Raw genomic sequence first — 16,010 nt, 5'->3', positions numbered from 1 at the left:
TACGTCGCCCATTCGCTTTACATCACTCTGTTATGGCACTTGGACTCAGCCTTGCGCTGTCTGCGTGCACCAACACCCCCACCTTGCCAGATCAGCACGTACCTCTAGCAGTAAACTGGGCACAACAGCATGCATTGCTCACACAAACGCCTGAGATTGACCCCGCTTCGTGGTGGACAACCTTTGAGGATCCTCTGTTGGATGCCCTCGTCGCCACAACACAGGCACAAAACCTATCACTGGCGCAGGCCGCCTATAGACTGCACAGCGCTAGAGCTTTGATACAACAAGCGGTAGCGGCGGGCTTACCTGAAATCACGGCTAAAGCGGAAACCCAACATCAACGAAAGTTGTCTACTTCGCACAATGCGTCACCACTCATGGACCCCACGGTAGACGGTGATCTGGCCCCTGACTCTGAACGTACGACGGGCTATTACCAAGCGGGCTTTGATGCGGCGTGGGAGCTGGATTTATTTGGCCGTGTGTCATCGCAACGTGACTCTGCTCACAGTGCTGCCGGTGTGGCCTACAGCGATTTACGCCATGTCCATGTCAGCGTGATCGCTGAAGTAGTACGCAATTACGTAGAATTACGGGCACAACAACAGCAGTTGTCGCTGACAGAACAAAACCTGGCAGACCAAACCACCCTTTTGCAACGCACTGAAGAACGACACGCAGCAGGCTTACTTGCCGATTACGAAAAAGACCAAATCCACGCTGACCTGATTAGCCTGCAACAGCAACAACTACAACTACAGCAAGCACTACAACAAACATTGCTGCGCCTGGCTGTGTTAACAGGCGAATCTAGCGTAGATACGGAATTACGTGCACTTTCCCCCCTACCCAATCCGCAGCGGCTAGGTTTCAACATGCTACCTGCTGAGTTACTGCGTGTACGTCCTGCTATTCAGCAAGCGGAATTTAAGGTGGCACAAGCCAGTGCAGAGCTAGGAGTCGCCCAAGCAGACCTTTACCCACGCTTACGTTTATTGGGCAATATCAGCCTCAGCGACAACCTGACGGGTAAACCGTTATTGGGTCGCACAGAAATTGCAGGCGGCTCTTTCTCACTGAACATTCCGCTACTAGACTGGGGTGCCAGACAAGCGGTGGTCAATGCGCGTGAAGCACAGCTAGCCGAAGCCATTTTGGCGTACCGCGAAGCAGTATTAGAAGGCGTGGAAGAAACCGAAAACGCCTTGTTGGCGATCGCCACACACACCACTGCTGTGCAGCACGCCCAACACAAGTTGGCGTTCACTCAACGTGCCTTAGACAGAGCCCAAGAGTTGTATCAACAGGGCATGATTCCGCTGCATGAAGTGTTAGAAGCATCACTGCAAAAACGTCGCAGCCAAATAGAAGTCGTGGATGCCCAAGCCGAACAGGCTAACGCGGTGATTGCGCTGCACAAAGCCGTGGGTGGCGCAGAACTGCCGGCTAGTTTGTTAGATAAGCAATCCGCGCTGCACCCTGCATTGTGAGTGTCATGGTTGGGGCAGCAGCACTTCAGCCAACCAATCCTGCATATCAGCCATTACATCCTTCAACTGGCTTTGCCCCTGGGCATCTTGCATGACGTGATCTAACTCTGGGTAGTAGCGATAACGTACCTGTGTCGGCCCAGCCTGCTGCACCTGCCTCACCATCTGCTCTACCGCTACTGGGTCCACGGAAGTATCTAAACCACTTTGCAAAAGCAGTAATGGTGTTTTTACGCTGGCTAACGCGGCCTGTTGGTCGTGACGCAACATGCTTTGCCACCATGCCACACCGTGATTGCTCGCGACCAACTCAGGATCAGGCGTGCCGCTGACGTATTCGATAAAGCCTTGTATACCGGCTAAAGCTTCTGCCTTTTCGGACTCCGCTAAGGGTGCTACACGAATGCTGTGTATCACATCCTCTTTAAACCAGCGCCCACCACCATTAAAGGCAATACTGGCATCAACCAGATCCGTCTCTGCAGCCAGCAGCACAGCAGTCACAGCCCCTTCACTTCCGCCTACCACCACCACATTTTTATAATTCTGATGCCACTTGAGCATATTCAATACCGCTTGGTAATCGCTCACCCGTTGCATCAAGCTATCGTATTGAATAGTGTCAGCAGGGCAATCCGTACGTTCCGTGTTTTGATCCCACGGTAATGAGGCATCAATACCGTACTTTTCCACAGTCAGCACATCTGCTCCCGGCAACATGGGCACAAACATCTCTTGTATGCGGGGGTTATGAATCACGCTATTGCAGTCCGACCCTTGCATCACTACCAATAACTGCTGCGCGGGTTGTAGCGCAGCCGGTTGTACGTAATACACGATGTCAGAACCATCTGATCGCGGTAATAACATCGCCGACTGTGCCACAGTAATCGTGCTCAATAATGCCATCGCACTGCCCGCTACTACGGTGCGCAAACGTCTACGCCTCGCAGAACCTAACACCAACTTTTCCATGATCTAGTTATTCCATATATCGTGCTTTGTGCGGCACTGACAGTCAGCCTGACGTGATCTGATGACTAGTCCAACAACCCATGTGCAGCGAACATATCCTGATAAATCGCGTGTACAACCTCATGCTTGCTACGGTTGTAATCGAGCGCATTGTTTGTACCACTGGCAGCCGTGAATTTAGATGCAGCATAACGTTTTCTGTCAGCGTCGTGATTACACAGCCACTCTCTAAACAGCACATGACGAATATGTTCTGGGCATTCCGGTGCGAACACATGTAGGTTCACACGCGGATGTTCGTGGCGTAGCATACGATGCTGATACCACGACGGTTCGCGCACAGTCAGTTGGTATCCCAACTGTGTTAAGGCGGGCACATAGCTGTCTTCGTCGGTAGGGTCTGCCACCAACACATCAATATCAATCACCGGCTTGGCGGGCAACTCAGGCACAGCGGTAGACCCTACATGCACAATACTTAGTGCCTTATCTCCCAAGGCCTGCTGAATACGGCCGTGTTCATACTGATAGCGCAACACCCACGCAGGGTCGTAGGCCACCACTTCCATTTTCTCTACCTGCGGCTTACCTGCCACCCACGGATTCTCGTTGGGATCACCGTCCACAAATGTGGTGATGGCAAGCTTGTCATTCTGTGTCCATGTACGGCGTGTAAGGTCATCTACATTCACGACTTTCCCCAGCATTTGTATAATCAATTTATTGAATATTTCTATTGCACTTATGACCACCACTAGCCAGCCGTCTACTCAGCCCTCATTCGGAGCATTGGCCGATATTGCACGCACCTTGGCCAATGAGCACCGCTTGGCGTTACTGACGCTCTTGCACAATGAAGAATGGTCGGTAGAACAACTGGCTGAACGCAGTGGTTTATCCATTGCCAATACCTCTCAGCACCTGCAAAACCTAAAGCGTGCTGACATGGTGCAAACCAGGCGTGATGGCAAGTATATTTACTATCGATCCAGTGCTGGCCCTGTTCAAGTGATACTAGCCAGTTTGCAGCAATACCTAGCATTCCAACATACGCAAATACACGAACTGCTCACCGACAACCAACATCAACGCGAGCGCTTAGATGGTTTGTCGGTTGAAGACTTACTGGTACAAATCAAAACGGACAGCGTGGTACTGCTAGATGTACGTCCTGACGACGAATACCGCTCTGGCCACATACCAGATGCCTTGCATATTCCTGTCTCTGCCCTGCAAGGCAGATTGCACGAATTGCCTACCAACAAAACCATCGTCGCTTATTGCCGCGGGCCCTATTGCGTACTCTCCAGCGAAGCCGTACAAATACTGCACAACAATGGCTTGTTGGCTACGCGACTACCTGCTGGCTACGATGCCTGGCAAGCTGCAGGGTTAGCAACCGCTCAACCCTCTGCGCGTTAAGCAACGGATAGTGTTCAAGGCCGCAAGGCTTTACGTATCATTTTTTCTAGAATATCTAGTTGTGACTCCCATTTGAAGCCAGGCTGCATGATGCTTCGACCTAACACACCATCGCCCAGCATCAACAACCACGTAGCCGTGGCTTCCGGCTCTAGCTCTACATCTATTTCACCGTTTTTCATGCCCTGTTCAATCAACTGAACCAACTTCTGCTTATTGAAGTCTTCATTTTCTAGAAAAATCGACATCACTTCAGGGTTACGGGCAGCTTCTGCACCCACCTCTAGACTTAAGCGGGCAGAGATAGGATCGTGGTTCATCACATCAATAATGGTGCGAATGATTTGCACGATGGAATCCATCACGGTTTTCTCAGAAGAACATCGCTCAAAAATCTCTGTGAGTAGTTCACGGTCTTCTTTGGCGATTTCTTGAATAATTTCGTCTTTGGTGGCGAAGTAATGAAACACGTTACCAGGGCTCATCCCTACCTCCTTACAGATCTCGGCAGTAGATGTGGCATGAAACCCTTTTCGGGAAAAACACACCATAGCGGCCTCAACGATTTCCTTCCGTTTGGCACGCTGTTTATCGGTTAACGGTTTGCTGCTCATACTTCACTCACCTCCTTTGTTAAAAAAATAGACTAATTGGTCTACTTATTAAATCACTTTTTTATACTGGAGCAAAGCGCGGTTTCAATATGCCATAAAAAAGGGGGCCGCTGTCCCCCATCCGTTACTCGCTTATTTCTTCCCTGTTGAGCCTGTTGATTTGCTCGGCTTTAACGACGACGTATTGCCAGGGTTATCTTTTGGAATGAGGTCTACCCTTAGACTATCGGTCAAATGCTCAACAAACACGCGCACTTTGCGCGGCACAAGTTGGCGATGCGCATAGGCCACGTAGATATCCAACGGGGCGGGCGACGCGTCTAACTCGACCACCACCAACTCTCCTGCTTCTATATGTGCTGCGCAGTCTTGCTCTAATAACACTGCAAACCCTACCCCCGCCAGCGCAGCCTCTTTTGCCAATTGCCCGCTATCTACTCGGAAACAACGCTCTATCGCCGGCGACTCTAGTTCTCCGGACGGCAAGATAAATGTCCACGGTGTACCTTCCAACTCTTCACTGGTGGTAATGCACGGTGAGGTAGCCAAATCCGTTAATAATCGAGGACAACCCGTACGAGCCAGTAAAGACGGAGCAGCCACCACTTTGCTGTGCAACTGCCCCAGTTGACGTACCACATAAGGGCTATCTGCCTGTAAGCCACGCCCCAACCATATCGCCACATCCACATGCGGCTGGAACGCCGTACCCTGCAAACTGGTCATGCACTGCACTTCCAGCGCGGGGTGTTGCTGCACAAAACTCACCATTGCCGAGCCCACTAAACGTGGACCTATTTCGGCGGGTAATACGACTTGCAATACGCCGTGTAGTTCGTGCTGCTCGGTTTGCATGGTGTCTAGCGCGGCATCAATCTGGCCAGCGATAGGCGACCATGCTTGCCACAGCAACTGACCTTGTTCAGTCAGTTGCAAATTACCCCCTCGTTTATCAAACAACGGCATGCCTAGGTCTTTTTCTAACGTAGACATTTTCCTACTCAGGTTAGCTACCGTCACGCCGCGCTTTTTCGCTGCCGCCGAGACACTGCCCAACGCCACTACGTCTACAAAACTTTGTACTGCATTCAAGTTCACTTTTTCGCCCATACACTGTAGATCCCGATAAAGCAGGTTTGATGTTGTGATGACTAGTACGCCAGCACACAAGTCACAATAATAAAGACTACCTTATTTTGCGTAGTCTTCAGCATGTCTCTGGCTCTTTCTTCGCGCTGCATTACGGTCATCACCCTTAGCCTCAACAGCATTCAGTTTATCAATGCCCTAGAACACAGAGCGTGGTGGCCACTGTCCCAAGGCTGCTCCCCCCTTACCAATCAGTAATTCGCACGCTGTGCTGTAACCACCATAGCCTCTTTTACGGTTTTTCTGACTGCATGAATCACTCTAATAACGGCGTTAGGTGTTGAATCTGTCTCATGGATGCGAGAGATATTTTTTATATACATCAATAGAATAAATAAACCACCTTAATAATAAAAAGCATGTTAAGGTAATTTAAAAATAATGAATAATAAAAAACAAAATATACTAAAGGATATTCATCCTATACCAAATACAAAGCCTAATCGCTACATTATAAAAAATAAGCGATCTATACTTATGAAGTCGATACAGACCAGACCTCGTTAGGTAAGGCTCCTGTACGGAGAAACGCTACTGCCCAGAAACGTCCAAAGACGCCAATGGGTTTGAACAGAAACCATCGACTTAAGGTGGTTTATAACGTAGCTAGGGTTCACTCTCTTATGCCGTGCAGTGCTAAAGCTCAATGATTTGGGGTGCATTGGTGGAAGGCTATCGCCCTCTGCCAATCTGGTGCATGAACAACGGTGACTCGCCTCTCTGGCCACACCTTGCGAACGCACGCCCCATTCTGGAGAGGCGTGTTTTCATTGCCTGTTAGTTCACCAACTAATGGACACCGTTACGGTGTCATCCTCTGGATGAGCCGATAAACCCATGCACAGCAAGGTGTTTTACATGTTAAAGCTCTATCAAGCCACTACAGCACATGTTGCTGATCAGGCCGTTGGCCGTGTCAGCTGGGACCACCACGCCAACCCAGGGCAAGACGTGGTGCGTGCACTAGCCAGCACTTTTTCTCTGGACTCCAAGACCCTGCAAAAGCAGTTGGGTTCGTCGTGCCGTCCCTTGGCTATGGACTACCACGGCACCATGATGATTACGCTGGCTGTGACGAAGAAAAACGCCCCCACCGCTAAGCGTTTGTTCGATATGGAGTACCTCACTATCGTGATGCGCGATCAGCACATCGTGACCTTAGGTGATGATTCCAATCAATCCATTCACACTTTGCTAAATAGCTTCAATCAAGGTGCTCACCATAGCAGTGTGCATACGCTGCTGTTTCATATTTTGAAAGTCTGTGCAGGAAAATTTGTAGAAGCACTTTCTGAAATCAATCATAAAGTAGAAGAGATTGAAAACGGTTTAAAAACCGCCATTCAAAATAAACAAATCTTTCAGCTTTTGGAAAATAATAAAAACCTGAATTTATTATCCAGTACGCTGAAATCCAATTTGAATATTTTGAAGAAGATACAGCTACGACAAAAATTCTACTCAGACGAATCCAGTCATGCTTTATTGGCCGATGCCATTATTGAAACCGAACAAGCCCAAAGCATGGCCGAGATTCACAACATCAACCTGAGCAACTTGATGGACGCGTATTCAGCAGCCGTTGAGAACAACCTGAGCTTGGTCGTTCAGTATTTATCTGTATATGTCATTGTGGCAGCCGTTCCTATGGGAATTGCTGGCATTTATGGCATGAACACCCCCTTACCTTTCCAGGATGAACCGTATGCCTTGGCGGCACTAGGCGGTATTGCCCTGCTCATCGCCACTTTGTTGGTTGTCACCCTCAAAGTCCGTCGGATCCTCTAAGTTTCTGGAGAAACCCATGCTGCATATTTACAAAAGCGACGCCCAAGGCACCCTGCTGAACGTTAAAGAAATCACCCACAACAGTCTGGTGTATCTGGAAAATCCTAGCGCCGAGGAAATCCAAAGCACCGCTAAAACACTGAACATTCCACTGGATTTCTTTGAAGACTCTCTGGATAAAAACGAGCTGCCACGCATCGAGAAATCAGGCCAAGCCTCACTGATCGTCGTCAATGCTCCTGTACGTGTTTCGGAAGAAAGCGCTAAAGCTGGCGTGCCCTACAAAACAGCCCCCATAGGTTTGATTCACACCCAAGACAATCTGGTGATTGTGGCGCGTGAAAAACTGCCCTTTATTGGCGACCTCATCAAAGGTAAATACGGCGATTTTCAATCGTTCATGAAAACCCGTATCAGCTTGCTGCTGTTCAAAGCAGTATCACAAGCCTTTGATAACTGCTTGCACCAGATCAACCATCAGGTAAGCGGCTTGCAAAAGAAAATCAAATCCTCGTACCACAACAACGAGCTATTTGGCCTGATCAACCTGAACAAAAGCCTGGTGTATTTTTCTACCTCGCTAAGCGCGATGTCCATTCTGTACAAACGCTTGATGGAAGGTGTGGACATCAAAATCCACGACGAAGAAAAAACACGCTTGAACGACATTTTGATTGATATTCAGCAATCGGCGGAAATCACCGAAATGCGTCGTGAAAGCTTAAGTAACTTGATGGACGCTTATGCTGCCATCATTCACAACAACTTGAACTCCGTGCTGAAAATGCTCACCACGCTCACTATCGTGATGATCATTCCTACCATGATAGGCAGCATTTTCTCGATGAACGTGGCGCTGCCTTACGAAGAAGAGTGGATTTCCACTGTCGTGATCAGTATTGCCATGGTTGCCATCAGCGCATTCCTTGTGGTGCTTTTCTACAAGAAAAAATACCTGCGCCTGTAAGTCTGGCTTGCCCTTGGAACCCTTTTTGCACGAGAAACGATCATGAAAACTATCTACTGCAGCCGCAACAACGAGCTAACCAAAGTTGAAAAAATCAACCAAAACAGCTGGGTACAACTGACTAACCCTACGCTGGATGAAATCCATGACGTCGCAACCACACTGAACTTGCCTATTGAGTTCTTGAATGACGCCTTAGATACTGACGAACGCCCACGCATTGAGCACCGTGGCCCTGCCACCTTGTTGATGCTGCACATCCCGTACAGCGATCCTAACGTCAAAAACCTGTACGACGATGTGAAGTACAAAACCATTCCTTTCGGCATTATTCTTAGCGGTGGTCACATGGTGACTGTGTGCAAAGAAAGCGGCTTTATCAACAAAGACTTCTTTGTGCAGCAAGGCCTGATTTTGGATGAGCACAACCAAAGCTACAACCTGTTCTCTATCTTGAACCAAGTCGCCCACGTCTTTGCCGATGCCAGCAAAACGCTGGATGAGTCCATCAGCAAAGCCGAAGACGAGCTGTCCAAGTCATACCGCAACCAAGAGCTGTACACTTTGCTGTATCTGAACGAAAGCTTGATCTACCTGACCACCGCACTGAAAAACATGATGCACGTCATGAACCGCATGCAGAAAGACAGCCCACTGCCTATGGACTCCCGTGCTCGCCTACTGTTTGAGGAAGCCTTGGTAGAAGTAGAGCAAGTACACTCCATCACCAAAATCAGCCAAATCAACCTGAACAACGTGATGGATGCGTACGGCAATATCATTCAGAATAACGTGAGTCACATTGTGAAACTGCTGACCGCCGTGACCATTGTGCTGTCTATTCCTACCTTGATTGCCAGCATCTACGGGATGAACGTACCGCTGCCTTACCAGGAAGAACCCGGTGCTTTCACCGCCATCATCATCAGCATGGTAGTGATTAGCGGGATTGTGGCGTTCCTCTTCCAAAAGAAACGTTACTTCTAAGCAGGCCACAAAAAAGCCCAGTTTTTACACTGGGCTTTTTTTATGGGTGCTGCATTCATCTTGTCGCGCTAGAACACTACCCTAGCAGCAACACAATCACCATCCCCCACAGCGTCAAAAACGTATTACTGATCGCATAGGGCACGGTGTAACCCAGCATAGGTACGTTGCTTCTTGCCGCTTCAGCCACCATCGCTACCGACGCCGTACTGGTACGCGCACCACCGCAGCAGCCCAAGTTAATGGCAGGGTCAAAGCGGAAGATATATTTGCCGATGAGCGGTGCCAGCAACATAGGCAGGCTAGTCGCAAATAAGCCCCAGAAGAACAGTTCTATCCCTACCTCTTTCACCCCTTGGATAAAGGTTGGTCCGGCGGTAATCCCCACCACGGCAATAAACACGTTCAAGCCAACGGAGTTCATGAACCACAAGGTAGCTCTAGGTACGCTACCAAGCTTGGGTTTAAAGCTGCGTAACCACCCAAAGACCAGACCGGCGATCAACGCACCACCCGAGGTGGACAAGGTAATAGGAATACCACCCACGGGCACCACAATCGCACCGATTAAGCCCCCGATCACAATACCTGAGCCAACAAACACCATATCGGTCACGCTGGTGGGTCTATCAGCAAAACCGAATTCTTCGATCACAGATTCCACGTGTTTGCGACTACCGCTCACGCTCACGATGTCGCCCCGGTGTAGTTTGGTTTGTGCCTGTACGGGGATGTCTACACCCATGGAACCTCGGCGTATACGCGTGACATAGACGCCACGCGCGCACGGGCTTTTAGAAAGCTCTAGCAGGGTTTTACCGTTGGCATTTTTACTAGTAACCACCACATCAATAGACTCAATAGGAATCTGCAGCAGCTCTTGGTCAGCCACTTCTTCGGCACGATTAGACCAATCCACCAGTGTCTCGTGCCTACCCGATACGGCCACCACGTCGCCCACTTGCAAAACCGTGTTGCTATCAAACTCAATAATCTTACCGTTGCGACGTAGGTTTTCTAGGAACAAACGCTCTCCACCCGTCATGCCAGCTTCAGCTTGGGCCACGGTTTTACCGGCAATGAAATCAGGTTTGGTCAGTTTGAAAGAACGCACAATATACTGGTACCACGCCGACTGCATACCGCCATCTGGCTCGCCCTCGGACATTTCTTTCTCGTAGCGCGCACATTCTTCTTGCAGATTAATACGCAATATTTTGGGGCCCAGATACGCAATAATCCAACCCGTACCCACCGTACCAAACAAGTACGTCACCGCATACGCGACCGGAATAGCATCTAACTGTGCTTGGATTTGATCGGCTCCAATATCTAGCCTATTAATGGCGTCAGTCGCCAAACCAATAGAAGCTGAAATGGTTTGTGTACCTGCTAATAAGCCGGCGGCCAAACCTGGGCCATACCCTGACAATACCGCTGCCAGATAGACTGACAACAAGCACAAGCACGACACAATGACCGCAAACACCGCTTGTGGCAAACCGTCGTTTGCTACGCCACGAACAAACTGCGGCCCTACCCCAAAACCTACGGCAAACAAGAACATGATGAAAAACACCGACTTAATGTGCGGTGAAATATCGATGCCTATTTGCCCAATAATCACGCCCGCCAACAACGTACCCGTGACGGAACCCAAACTAAAACTGCCAAATTTTTTGCCACCTATCCAGTAGCCCACCGCCAGCGCTAAAAAGATCGCCAACTCGGGATAGCTGCGCAAGGTTTGCTCTATCCAATGCCAAATCGCCATATTTCCCCCTACTACGCCAATAACGGCCAGAACTTGATCAGCACTGGCCGTTATGACGATTAGCTCATAGTTGTATTAACGAAGTTTGAGTAGCTGCAGCCCACGGCTGGCTTCATAACCGTGCACCTCTTTCACGTCCAGCTTGCGCATGAACTCAATGGTGTCGCGGCTAATCACCTGACCAGGCACCAAGATAGGGAAGCCTGGAGGGTACGGAATCACCATTTTGGCTGATACCATCGGCGGCCCTTCTTGCAGGCGTCTATCGCACTCTTCGCTATTCAAGGCCACATACTCGCAATTTTCTTCTTTCCAACTCATGAAGAAAGCCTCGCGTATATTGCCCTCTACCGCTACCGCACCGTTACTGTCATGACGGAATTTCTCATGGAAATGGCTGAAGTTAGGCAGATCAGGCACGTCGTGCATCAGGCTGGTCACACGCTCTTCAAAGCGCAGTCGCCCTTGTTCGCCGGTCTTGGTCAGCTTCTGCTCTACGTCGCTAGAAATCTCCAGCAATACGCGAATCAAGTGCGCCACGTCACTACGGGTGTTGTTGATATTGGACTGTAGCAAGACCGAGTTACGTGACGTTTTGTTCAGTTGTATGTCAAAACGATCTGCCAGCAATTGTTTGAATTGCGTACCGTCAAAACCTGCAGTACCGCACACTAGCGTAATGCGTGTTGGGTCTAGGAAGAACTCATCATCACGGATGCTGCATACGGCATCATCCCAGTTTGTACCGGGCACCAAGAAGTCTTGGAAACCGCTTTGACGGTACTCGGCAGGGATCATCTTGTCTGCACCCAGCACTTGGAAATAACGCGAAATCAGTGGGTGTTTGTTAATTTGACTGCGAATATCAAACGCGATCTGAATCGCATTGTTCACCAAGCCATAGCCTTCTAATTCCATCTGTCTGCGCGCAACGTCTAGCGAGGCGATCAACTGTTGGTTAGGGCTGGTGGTCGCATGAGTAAAGATAGCCTCGTGCAACTGCGGCTCAATGCTGTAGAAATCCACGTCTTTAACCAATACCATAGAACCTTGTCGTATCGCCGACATGGACTTATGGGTGGAGTTAGTCTGGTACACACGCAGGCGTACTTGGCGTGGATCCGGCAACAAGTACGTACTCAGCAATTGCTCATCACTAGGGTTGTCGCCCAACTCTTGCTGCTGACGCTCGTATTCTTTAACTGACTCTGGGTTAGCCATCCATTTTTCGATGTAGGATGCCGCCCCCATTGCAGTACGAGGACGCAAAAATGGTGACCAATGCGCAAAGCCGAACCATGCCTCATCCCACAAAAACACAAGATCAGGTTTAATGGCCAAGCACTCTAGCATCACACGTCGAGTGTTATAGACGTGACCGTCAAAGGTGCAGTTGGTTAAATCCACCGCACGCACTTGATCCAACTTGCCTTCTTTTTTCAGGTTCAACAAGGCACGTTTAATGTTTTGCAGCGGTACTGCGCCATACATGGAGTATTCCTTCATCGGGAAGGCCTCCACGTAGTAAGGCTGCAAGCCACCCAACACCATGCCGTAGTGGTGCGACTTATGGCAGTTGCGGTCCACAATAATGATGTCCCCGGGCTGCGCAATAGCCATCAACACCATTTTGTTCGAGGTGCTGGTACCGTTGGTTACAAAAAAGCAATGCTCGGCACCAAAGGCCTTAGCGGCACGTTCTTGGGCTTTTTTGATGTTACCTGTGGGCTCCAACAAACTATCTAAACCACCGGTAGTGGCTGAGGATTCGGCCAAAAACAGGTTCAGGCCATAGAATTCGCCCATGTCGCGAATCCAATCTGATTTAAACACCGACTTACCACGAGCAATAGGCAGCGCATGGAAGGTGCTGATGGGCTTGCTGGCGTAACGTTTGAGGTTGTCAAAAAATGGGGTCTGATAACGGGCACGTACACCTTCCAAAATGGATAAGTGCAGTTCCATAGGCTCTTCTACCGCATACAGTACACGGCGCACACTCTTAGCGCGCTCATCGCTAGCAATCTCTTCCGGACGCAAATCTGACAGTAAATAAATGTCCAACTCAGGGCGGTAATCCGCCAGCGTGACGGCCAATTGCAAGGCTAAATGGCTTTCATCCACATGCACATCCAGCTCTTGGATGGCTTGGTCTAGCAGCGGTACCGACTGCTTGCTTTTGAAATCTATGCCTTCAAAGATGGCGACGGCGCAAATATTGCTGTTTACCGAGATAGCGCAAAAAGCATCTTGAAAGTTATCTACCACCACAGGTTCGTACACAAAGTCATCTTCTTTGCGACGCTGCGCGCGTAATAGCTGTACGTTACGCTCTACACGAGGGCTGTTGCCAGGTGCTACGACTAACACCTCAAAGTATGGTCTACCGCCGCCTAAACTTTCACCTTCGTGGCGAATATCGCCGTAGTGATCTACGTCATTATTGGCTTCCCATTCGCGGGAATCATCTTTGTAATAGCGTGCCAGAATGGCAAAAGAGATGCGGCTGGCTAGCTCTACAAACGCGGTATGTCGGTCTTCTTGCAAATGAGCGGCCAACGTGGCCATCAAATGGCGGCCGGGGTACGCATGAAGGATTTCCAGATCACGCAGGTTTTGAAATTTTTCTTGTACTACCTGATTGTCACCCTCTTGGCGGGCCCATTTCTGAGCGGCGACTAACAGATCACGCCAGAGGTCCGATCGTACGGCCCCCAGTGAGAAAATTTGATCGAGGGAAGACGTACCTACTGGCGCTTGCGAGCTCATATCCATGACTCCTATACAGACCATCAGGCCTCGTGCGAGGCAAACTCGAAAAGGGGTGTGAGAACCATACCGTACATCTATGTTACCAAATGCTTCTATTCAGCACATAACGCTACAGACTCGCACACCGCTTTAGATTTCAAGTTTCGTGGCCGTATAGGCAGCCAGAACCAGTTGCTTACACCAGCAACCGGTCACGCAATTGCGCTACTTCGTCGTCTTTAATGTTCAACCCCTTGCTCACATAATTCATCACAGAACCATATTGAGCATCGAGCTCGGTAAAACTTTGCTCTAAATACTGCGCACTCACCCCCCACAAAATACGCATGACCGCTTCGCTCATGCCATATTCAGCGTTAAAGGAACGGTGATAGTACTGTTGAGTCAGCATGTAGTCGGCCAAGATATCGTCACGGTGCACACCCAACATACTCAGCAACAGTGCCGATGCAAAACCTGTACGATCTTTACCCGCGGTGCAATGCACGACTAAGGGTTCGGACGCCGCACATACGGTGCTGATGCACTGTGAAAAGTGAGCTTGATTGTTCTCGTGAAAGTCGTGGTACATGCTTTGCATATACTGGCTGGCTTGCACCGGCGTGACATGACCATGCTGCTGCACCATACCATCTACCAATCTAGCTACCTCGGGTTCAATACCACACACCGTGTGCTGCAAGAACTGGTAGTTATAAGGTTTTTTCTGGCGTTCAAACTGGCCGCGCAAGTCTATGCTTTGATTGACCTGTAGACCCTGCAGTTGCTGCTGGTCAGCGGCGGTGAGGTCAGCAAGGTGCGCAGATCGGTAGAGGGTTTGCCAACGCACTCGCCCGCCATCTACGCCTTGATAACCGCCTAAATCCCGAAAATTCGTAACGCCCTCAAAAGCAACGGCGCGTTGCCCTTGTACATTTTGCTCTGTATCCATTAAACCGTCCTGTAACTACACCACGTTGGCAGGCTTACTACGATAGTTATTTCAGCCTATGGTCTGAATCTTGGTTTTGCCGCTTTTCACGGCTTTCCTCTATTACCTGCTTAAAACCTTTAAGTACCAGGTAAACCACGGCTATGGCACCAAAAATAAATAATGCGATCCGCATGGTCCTTACCTCTATTTGTGCTGATTTGTGGTCATTATAAGGGCTTAAGCAAGCAAGTCTCGTACAAACCTAAAGGTAGCAGGTGCAGATGCCACCATTTTCCACCTGCAATACGTCAACAACCCTAAAAGTGGCATGCGCTATCAAAATCGTATTAATACAAACAATCTACTACATCATTAACGGTGCTTATCATTACATCACGCACGTAAATCAGTAACGTGTCACGGGTAGTCCTTTTGATTACAATACCTAGTATTTTGTTAGGACACGCTACTGTCTACAGCAAAGCATGATTTGATAACAAAAGCAGTAACCATTTTCGAAATTACGATCGCAAGAAACCAGATATACGTTTAATTTTCCTAGGGCCGAAGATTAATCGCACTTTTACTTTTAAACTTGTTTTTGACAAGTTTACAAATACTTCTTAATCAATTGAGCCTATAAACCGGCATGGCATTACTATGGCACGAGCGCTACTTGGGGTTATGAATAAAGCCCCGCAACTACAAACAAACGTGCAGAGTCAATCAGCAGCCTCATCTACACGCAGCAAACTCGACGCTGTTGCTCTGAAAGCTCGTTTGCGGCAAAAGAGATCTACTGCCTATATCGAGGCTATGACTACGCTAGATGCCGGGGGGCATGTACACAGTCAAACCCAAACTCAGGCATTGGTCGATGCAATGCATGCTGAGTTCCCTGATGTGCAGATTGAAGGGTTACCTATTGGAATTATTTCTAAATGCTATCTAGGCGAACCGTTTGAGGTACATACCCTAGATTATGTTGGACAGATTATTCAGCACTACAAGAAAGGTGCTCCTTTACCTAAGGGCATGGAAGCTGCTCGTTCTCTCGCACGCCTGCCTCACTATTCTTTTATTGAGGTCTACACTGACAAACTAATCACCGTAAGTCAGTCAGGACAAACCGCTATTATTGATCTTTAACCTATTT

13 protein-coding genes and 1 riboswitch are annotated in these 16,010 nt (G+C 49.1%); of the genes, 6 read left to right on the top strand and 7 right to left on the bottom strand.

Features of this window, described 5'->3' with window-relative positions; translation table 11 throughout:
* Window positions 1-32 precede the first annotated feature (32 nt).
* Complete coding sequence (locus ACLPHM_RS16260; protein WP_430222252.1) at window positions 33-1,493, top strand: efflux transporter outer membrane subunit; 1,461 nt, start codon at window positions 33-35, stop codon at window positions 1,491-1,493.
* A gap of 3 nt (window positions 1,494-1,496) precedes the next feature.
* Here ACLPHM_RS16260 and ACLPHM_RS16255 read toward each other — a convergent pair whose 3' ends face one another.
* On the bottom strand, window positions 1,497-2,468 hold the full coding sequence (locus ACLPHM_RS16255) for an alpha/beta hydrolase family protein (protein ID WP_430222251.1): 972 nt from the start codon (window positions 2,466-2,468) through the stop codon (window positions 1,497-1,499).
* Between the two features lie 65 nt (window positions 2,469-2,533).
* Window positions 2,534-3,175, bottom strand: coding sequence for a GrpB family protein (locus ACLPHM_RS16250; protein WP_430222249.1), 642 nt, complete (start codon window positions 3,173-3,175; stop codon window positions 2,534-2,536).
* 37 nt (window positions 3,176-3,212) lie between these two features.
* Here ACLPHM_RS16250 and ACLPHM_RS16245 point away from each other — a divergent pair, with 37 nt between their 5' ends.
* The gene (locus ACLPHM_RS16245) at window positions 3,213-3,890 is read left to right on the top strand and encodes an ArsR/SmtB family transcription factor (protein WP_430222248.1); all 678 of its coding nucleotides are present in this window, start codon (window positions 3,213-3,215) and stop codon (window positions 3,888-3,890) included.
* A gap of 14 nt (window positions 3,891-3,904) precedes the next feature.
* Here ACLPHM_RS16245 and ACLPHM_RS16240 read toward each other — a convergent pair whose 3' ends face one another.
* Together ACLPHM_RS16240 and ACLPHM_RS16235 are read right to left on the bottom strand one after the other, a co-directional pair.
* Window positions 3,905-4,504, bottom strand: a complete 600-nt coding sequence (locus ACLPHM_RS16240) for a TetR/AcrR family transcriptional regulator (RefSeq protein ID WP_430222247.1) — start codon at window positions 4,502-4,504, stop codon at window positions 3,905-3,907.
* Between the two features lie 132 nt (window positions 4,505-4,636).
* Entirely contained in the window at window positions 4,637-5,614 is a 978-nt protein-coding gene (locus ACLPHM_RS16235; RefSeq protein WP_430222246.1) for a LysR family transcriptional regulator, read from the bottom strand.
* Window positions 5,615-6,145: 531 nt separating this feature from the next.
* Window positions 6,146-6,316, top strand: a riboswitch (M-box (ykoK) riboswitch).
* A 195-nt stretch (window positions 6,317-6,511) separates the two neighbouring features.
* Here ACLPHM_RS16235 and ACLPHM_RS16230 point away from each other — a divergent pair.
* The 3 genes from ACLPHM_RS16230 to ACLPHM_RS16220 are packed head-to-tail and all read left to right on the top strand — an operon-like array spanning window position 6,512 to window position 9,395.
* Entirely contained in the window at window positions 6,512-7,441 is a 930-nt protein-coding gene (locus ACLPHM_RS16230) for a magnesium transporter CorA family protein (protein ID WP_430222245.1), read from the top strand.
* Between the two features lie 16 nt (window positions 7,442-7,457).
* Entirely contained in the window at window positions 7,458-8,408 is a 951-nt protein-coding gene (locus tag ACLPHM_RS16225) for a magnesium transporter CorA family protein (protein WP_430222244.1), read from the top strand.
* Between the two features lie 42 nt (window positions 8,409-8,450).
* Window positions 8,451-9,395: a magnesium transporter CorA family protein gene (locus ACLPHM_RS16220; protein WP_430222243.1), complete on the top strand. Its 945-nt coding sequence runs from the start codon at window positions 8,451-8,453 to the stop codon at window positions 9,393-9,395.
* Between the two features lie 76 nt (window positions 9,396-9,471).
* Here ACLPHM_RS16220 and aspT read toward each other — a convergent pair whose 3' ends face one another.
* The 3 genes from aspT to ACLPHM_RS16205 form a co-directional block, all read right to left on the bottom strand.
* A complete protein-coding gene (aspT, locus tag ACLPHM_RS16215; protein ID WP_430222242.1) occupies window positions 9,472-11,169 on the bottom strand; it encodes an aspartate-alanine antiporter in 1,698 nt (565 codons plus the stop codon).
* 75 nt (window positions 11,170-11,244) lie between these two features.
* On the bottom strand, window positions 11,245-13,944 hold the full coding sequence (locus tag ACLPHM_RS16210; protein ID WP_430222241.1) for a beta-eliminating lyase-related protein: 2,700 nt from the start codon (window positions 13,942-13,944) through the stop codon (window positions 11,245-11,247).
* 172 nt (window positions 13,945-14,116) lie between these two features.
* Entirely contained in the window at window positions 14,117-14,872 is a 756-nt protein-coding gene (locus ACLPHM_RS16205; protein ID WP_430222240.1) for a tyrosine-protein phosphatase, read from the bottom strand.
* A 642-nt stretch (window positions 14,873-15,514) separates the two neighbouring features.
* Here ACLPHM_RS16205 and ACLPHM_RS16200 point away from each other — a divergent pair.
* Window positions 15,515-16,003, top strand: coding sequence for a hypothetical protein (locus ACLPHM_RS16200; protein ID WP_430222239.1), 489 nt, complete (start codon window positions 15,515-15,517; stop codon window positions 16,001-16,003).
* Window positions 16,004-16,010: the final 7 nt, after the last annotated feature.

The sequence above is a fragment of the Paenalcaligenes sp. Me131 genome (assembly GCF_050487225.1).
Classification (GTDB): Bacteria; Pseudomonadota; Gammaproteobacteria; order Burkholderiales; family Burkholderiaceae_B; genus Paenalcaligenes.
This window is presented reverse-complemented; position numbering and strand designations above follow the sequence as displayed.

What these genes read in the sequence shown, in the direction of transcription:
- ACLPHM_RS16260 (WP_430222252.1), top strand. Translation starts at nt 33, where the DNA reads ATGGCACTTGGACTCAGCCTTGCGCTGTCTGCGTGCACCAACACCCCC.
- ACLPHM_RS16255 (WP_430222251.1), bottom strand. Translation starts at nt 2,468, where the DNA reads ATGGAAAAGTTGGTGTTAGGTTCTGCGAGGCGTAGACGTTTGCGCACC.
- ACLPHM_RS16250 (WP_430222249.1), bottom strand. Translation starts at nt 3,175, where the DNA reads ATGCTGGGGAAAGTCGTGAATGTAGATGACCTTACACGCCGTACATGG.
- ACLPHM_RS16245 (WP_430222248.1), top strand. Translation starts at nt 3,213, where the DNA reads ATGACCACCACTAGCCAGCCGTCTACTCAGCCCTCATTCGGAGCATTG.
- ACLPHM_RS16240 (WP_430222247.1), bottom strand. Translation starts at nt 4,504, where the DNA reads ATGAGCAGCAAACCGTTAACCGATAAACAGCGTGCCAAACGGAAGGAA.
- ACLPHM_RS16235 (WP_430222246.1), bottom strand. Translation starts at nt 5,614, where the DNA reads ATGGGCGAAAAAGTGAACTTGAATGCAGTACAAAGTTTTGTAGACGTA.
- ACLPHM_RS16230 (WP_430222245.1), top strand. Translation starts at nt 6,512, where the DNA reads ATGTTAAAGCTCTATCAAGCCACTACAGCACATGTTGCTGATCAGGCC.
- ACLPHM_RS16225 (WP_430222244.1), top strand. Translation starts at nt 7,458, where the DNA reads ATGCTGCATATTTACAAAAGCGACGCCCAAGGCACCCTGCTGAACGTT.
- ACLPHM_RS16220 (WP_430222243.1), top strand. Translation starts at nt 8,451, where the DNA reads ATGAAAACTATCTACTGCAGCCGCAACAACGAGCTAACCAAAGTTGAA.
- aspT (WP_430222242.1), bottom strand. Translation starts at nt 11,169, where the DNA reads ATGGCGATTTGGCATTGGATAGAGCAAACCTTGCGCAGCTATCCCGAG.
- ACLPHM_RS16210 (WP_430222241.1), bottom strand. Translation starts at nt 13,944, where the DNA reads ATGGATATGAGCTCGCAAGCGCCAGTAGGTACGTCTTCCCTCGATCAA.
- ACLPHM_RS16205 (WP_430222240.1), bottom strand. Translation starts at nt 14,872, where the DNA reads ATGGATACAGAGCAAAATGTACAAGGGCAACGCGCCGTTGCTTTTGAG.
- ACLPHM_RS16200 (WP_430222239.1), top strand. Translation starts at nt 15,515, where the DNA reads ATGGCACGAGCGCTACTTGGGGTTATGAATAAAGCCCCGCAACTACAA.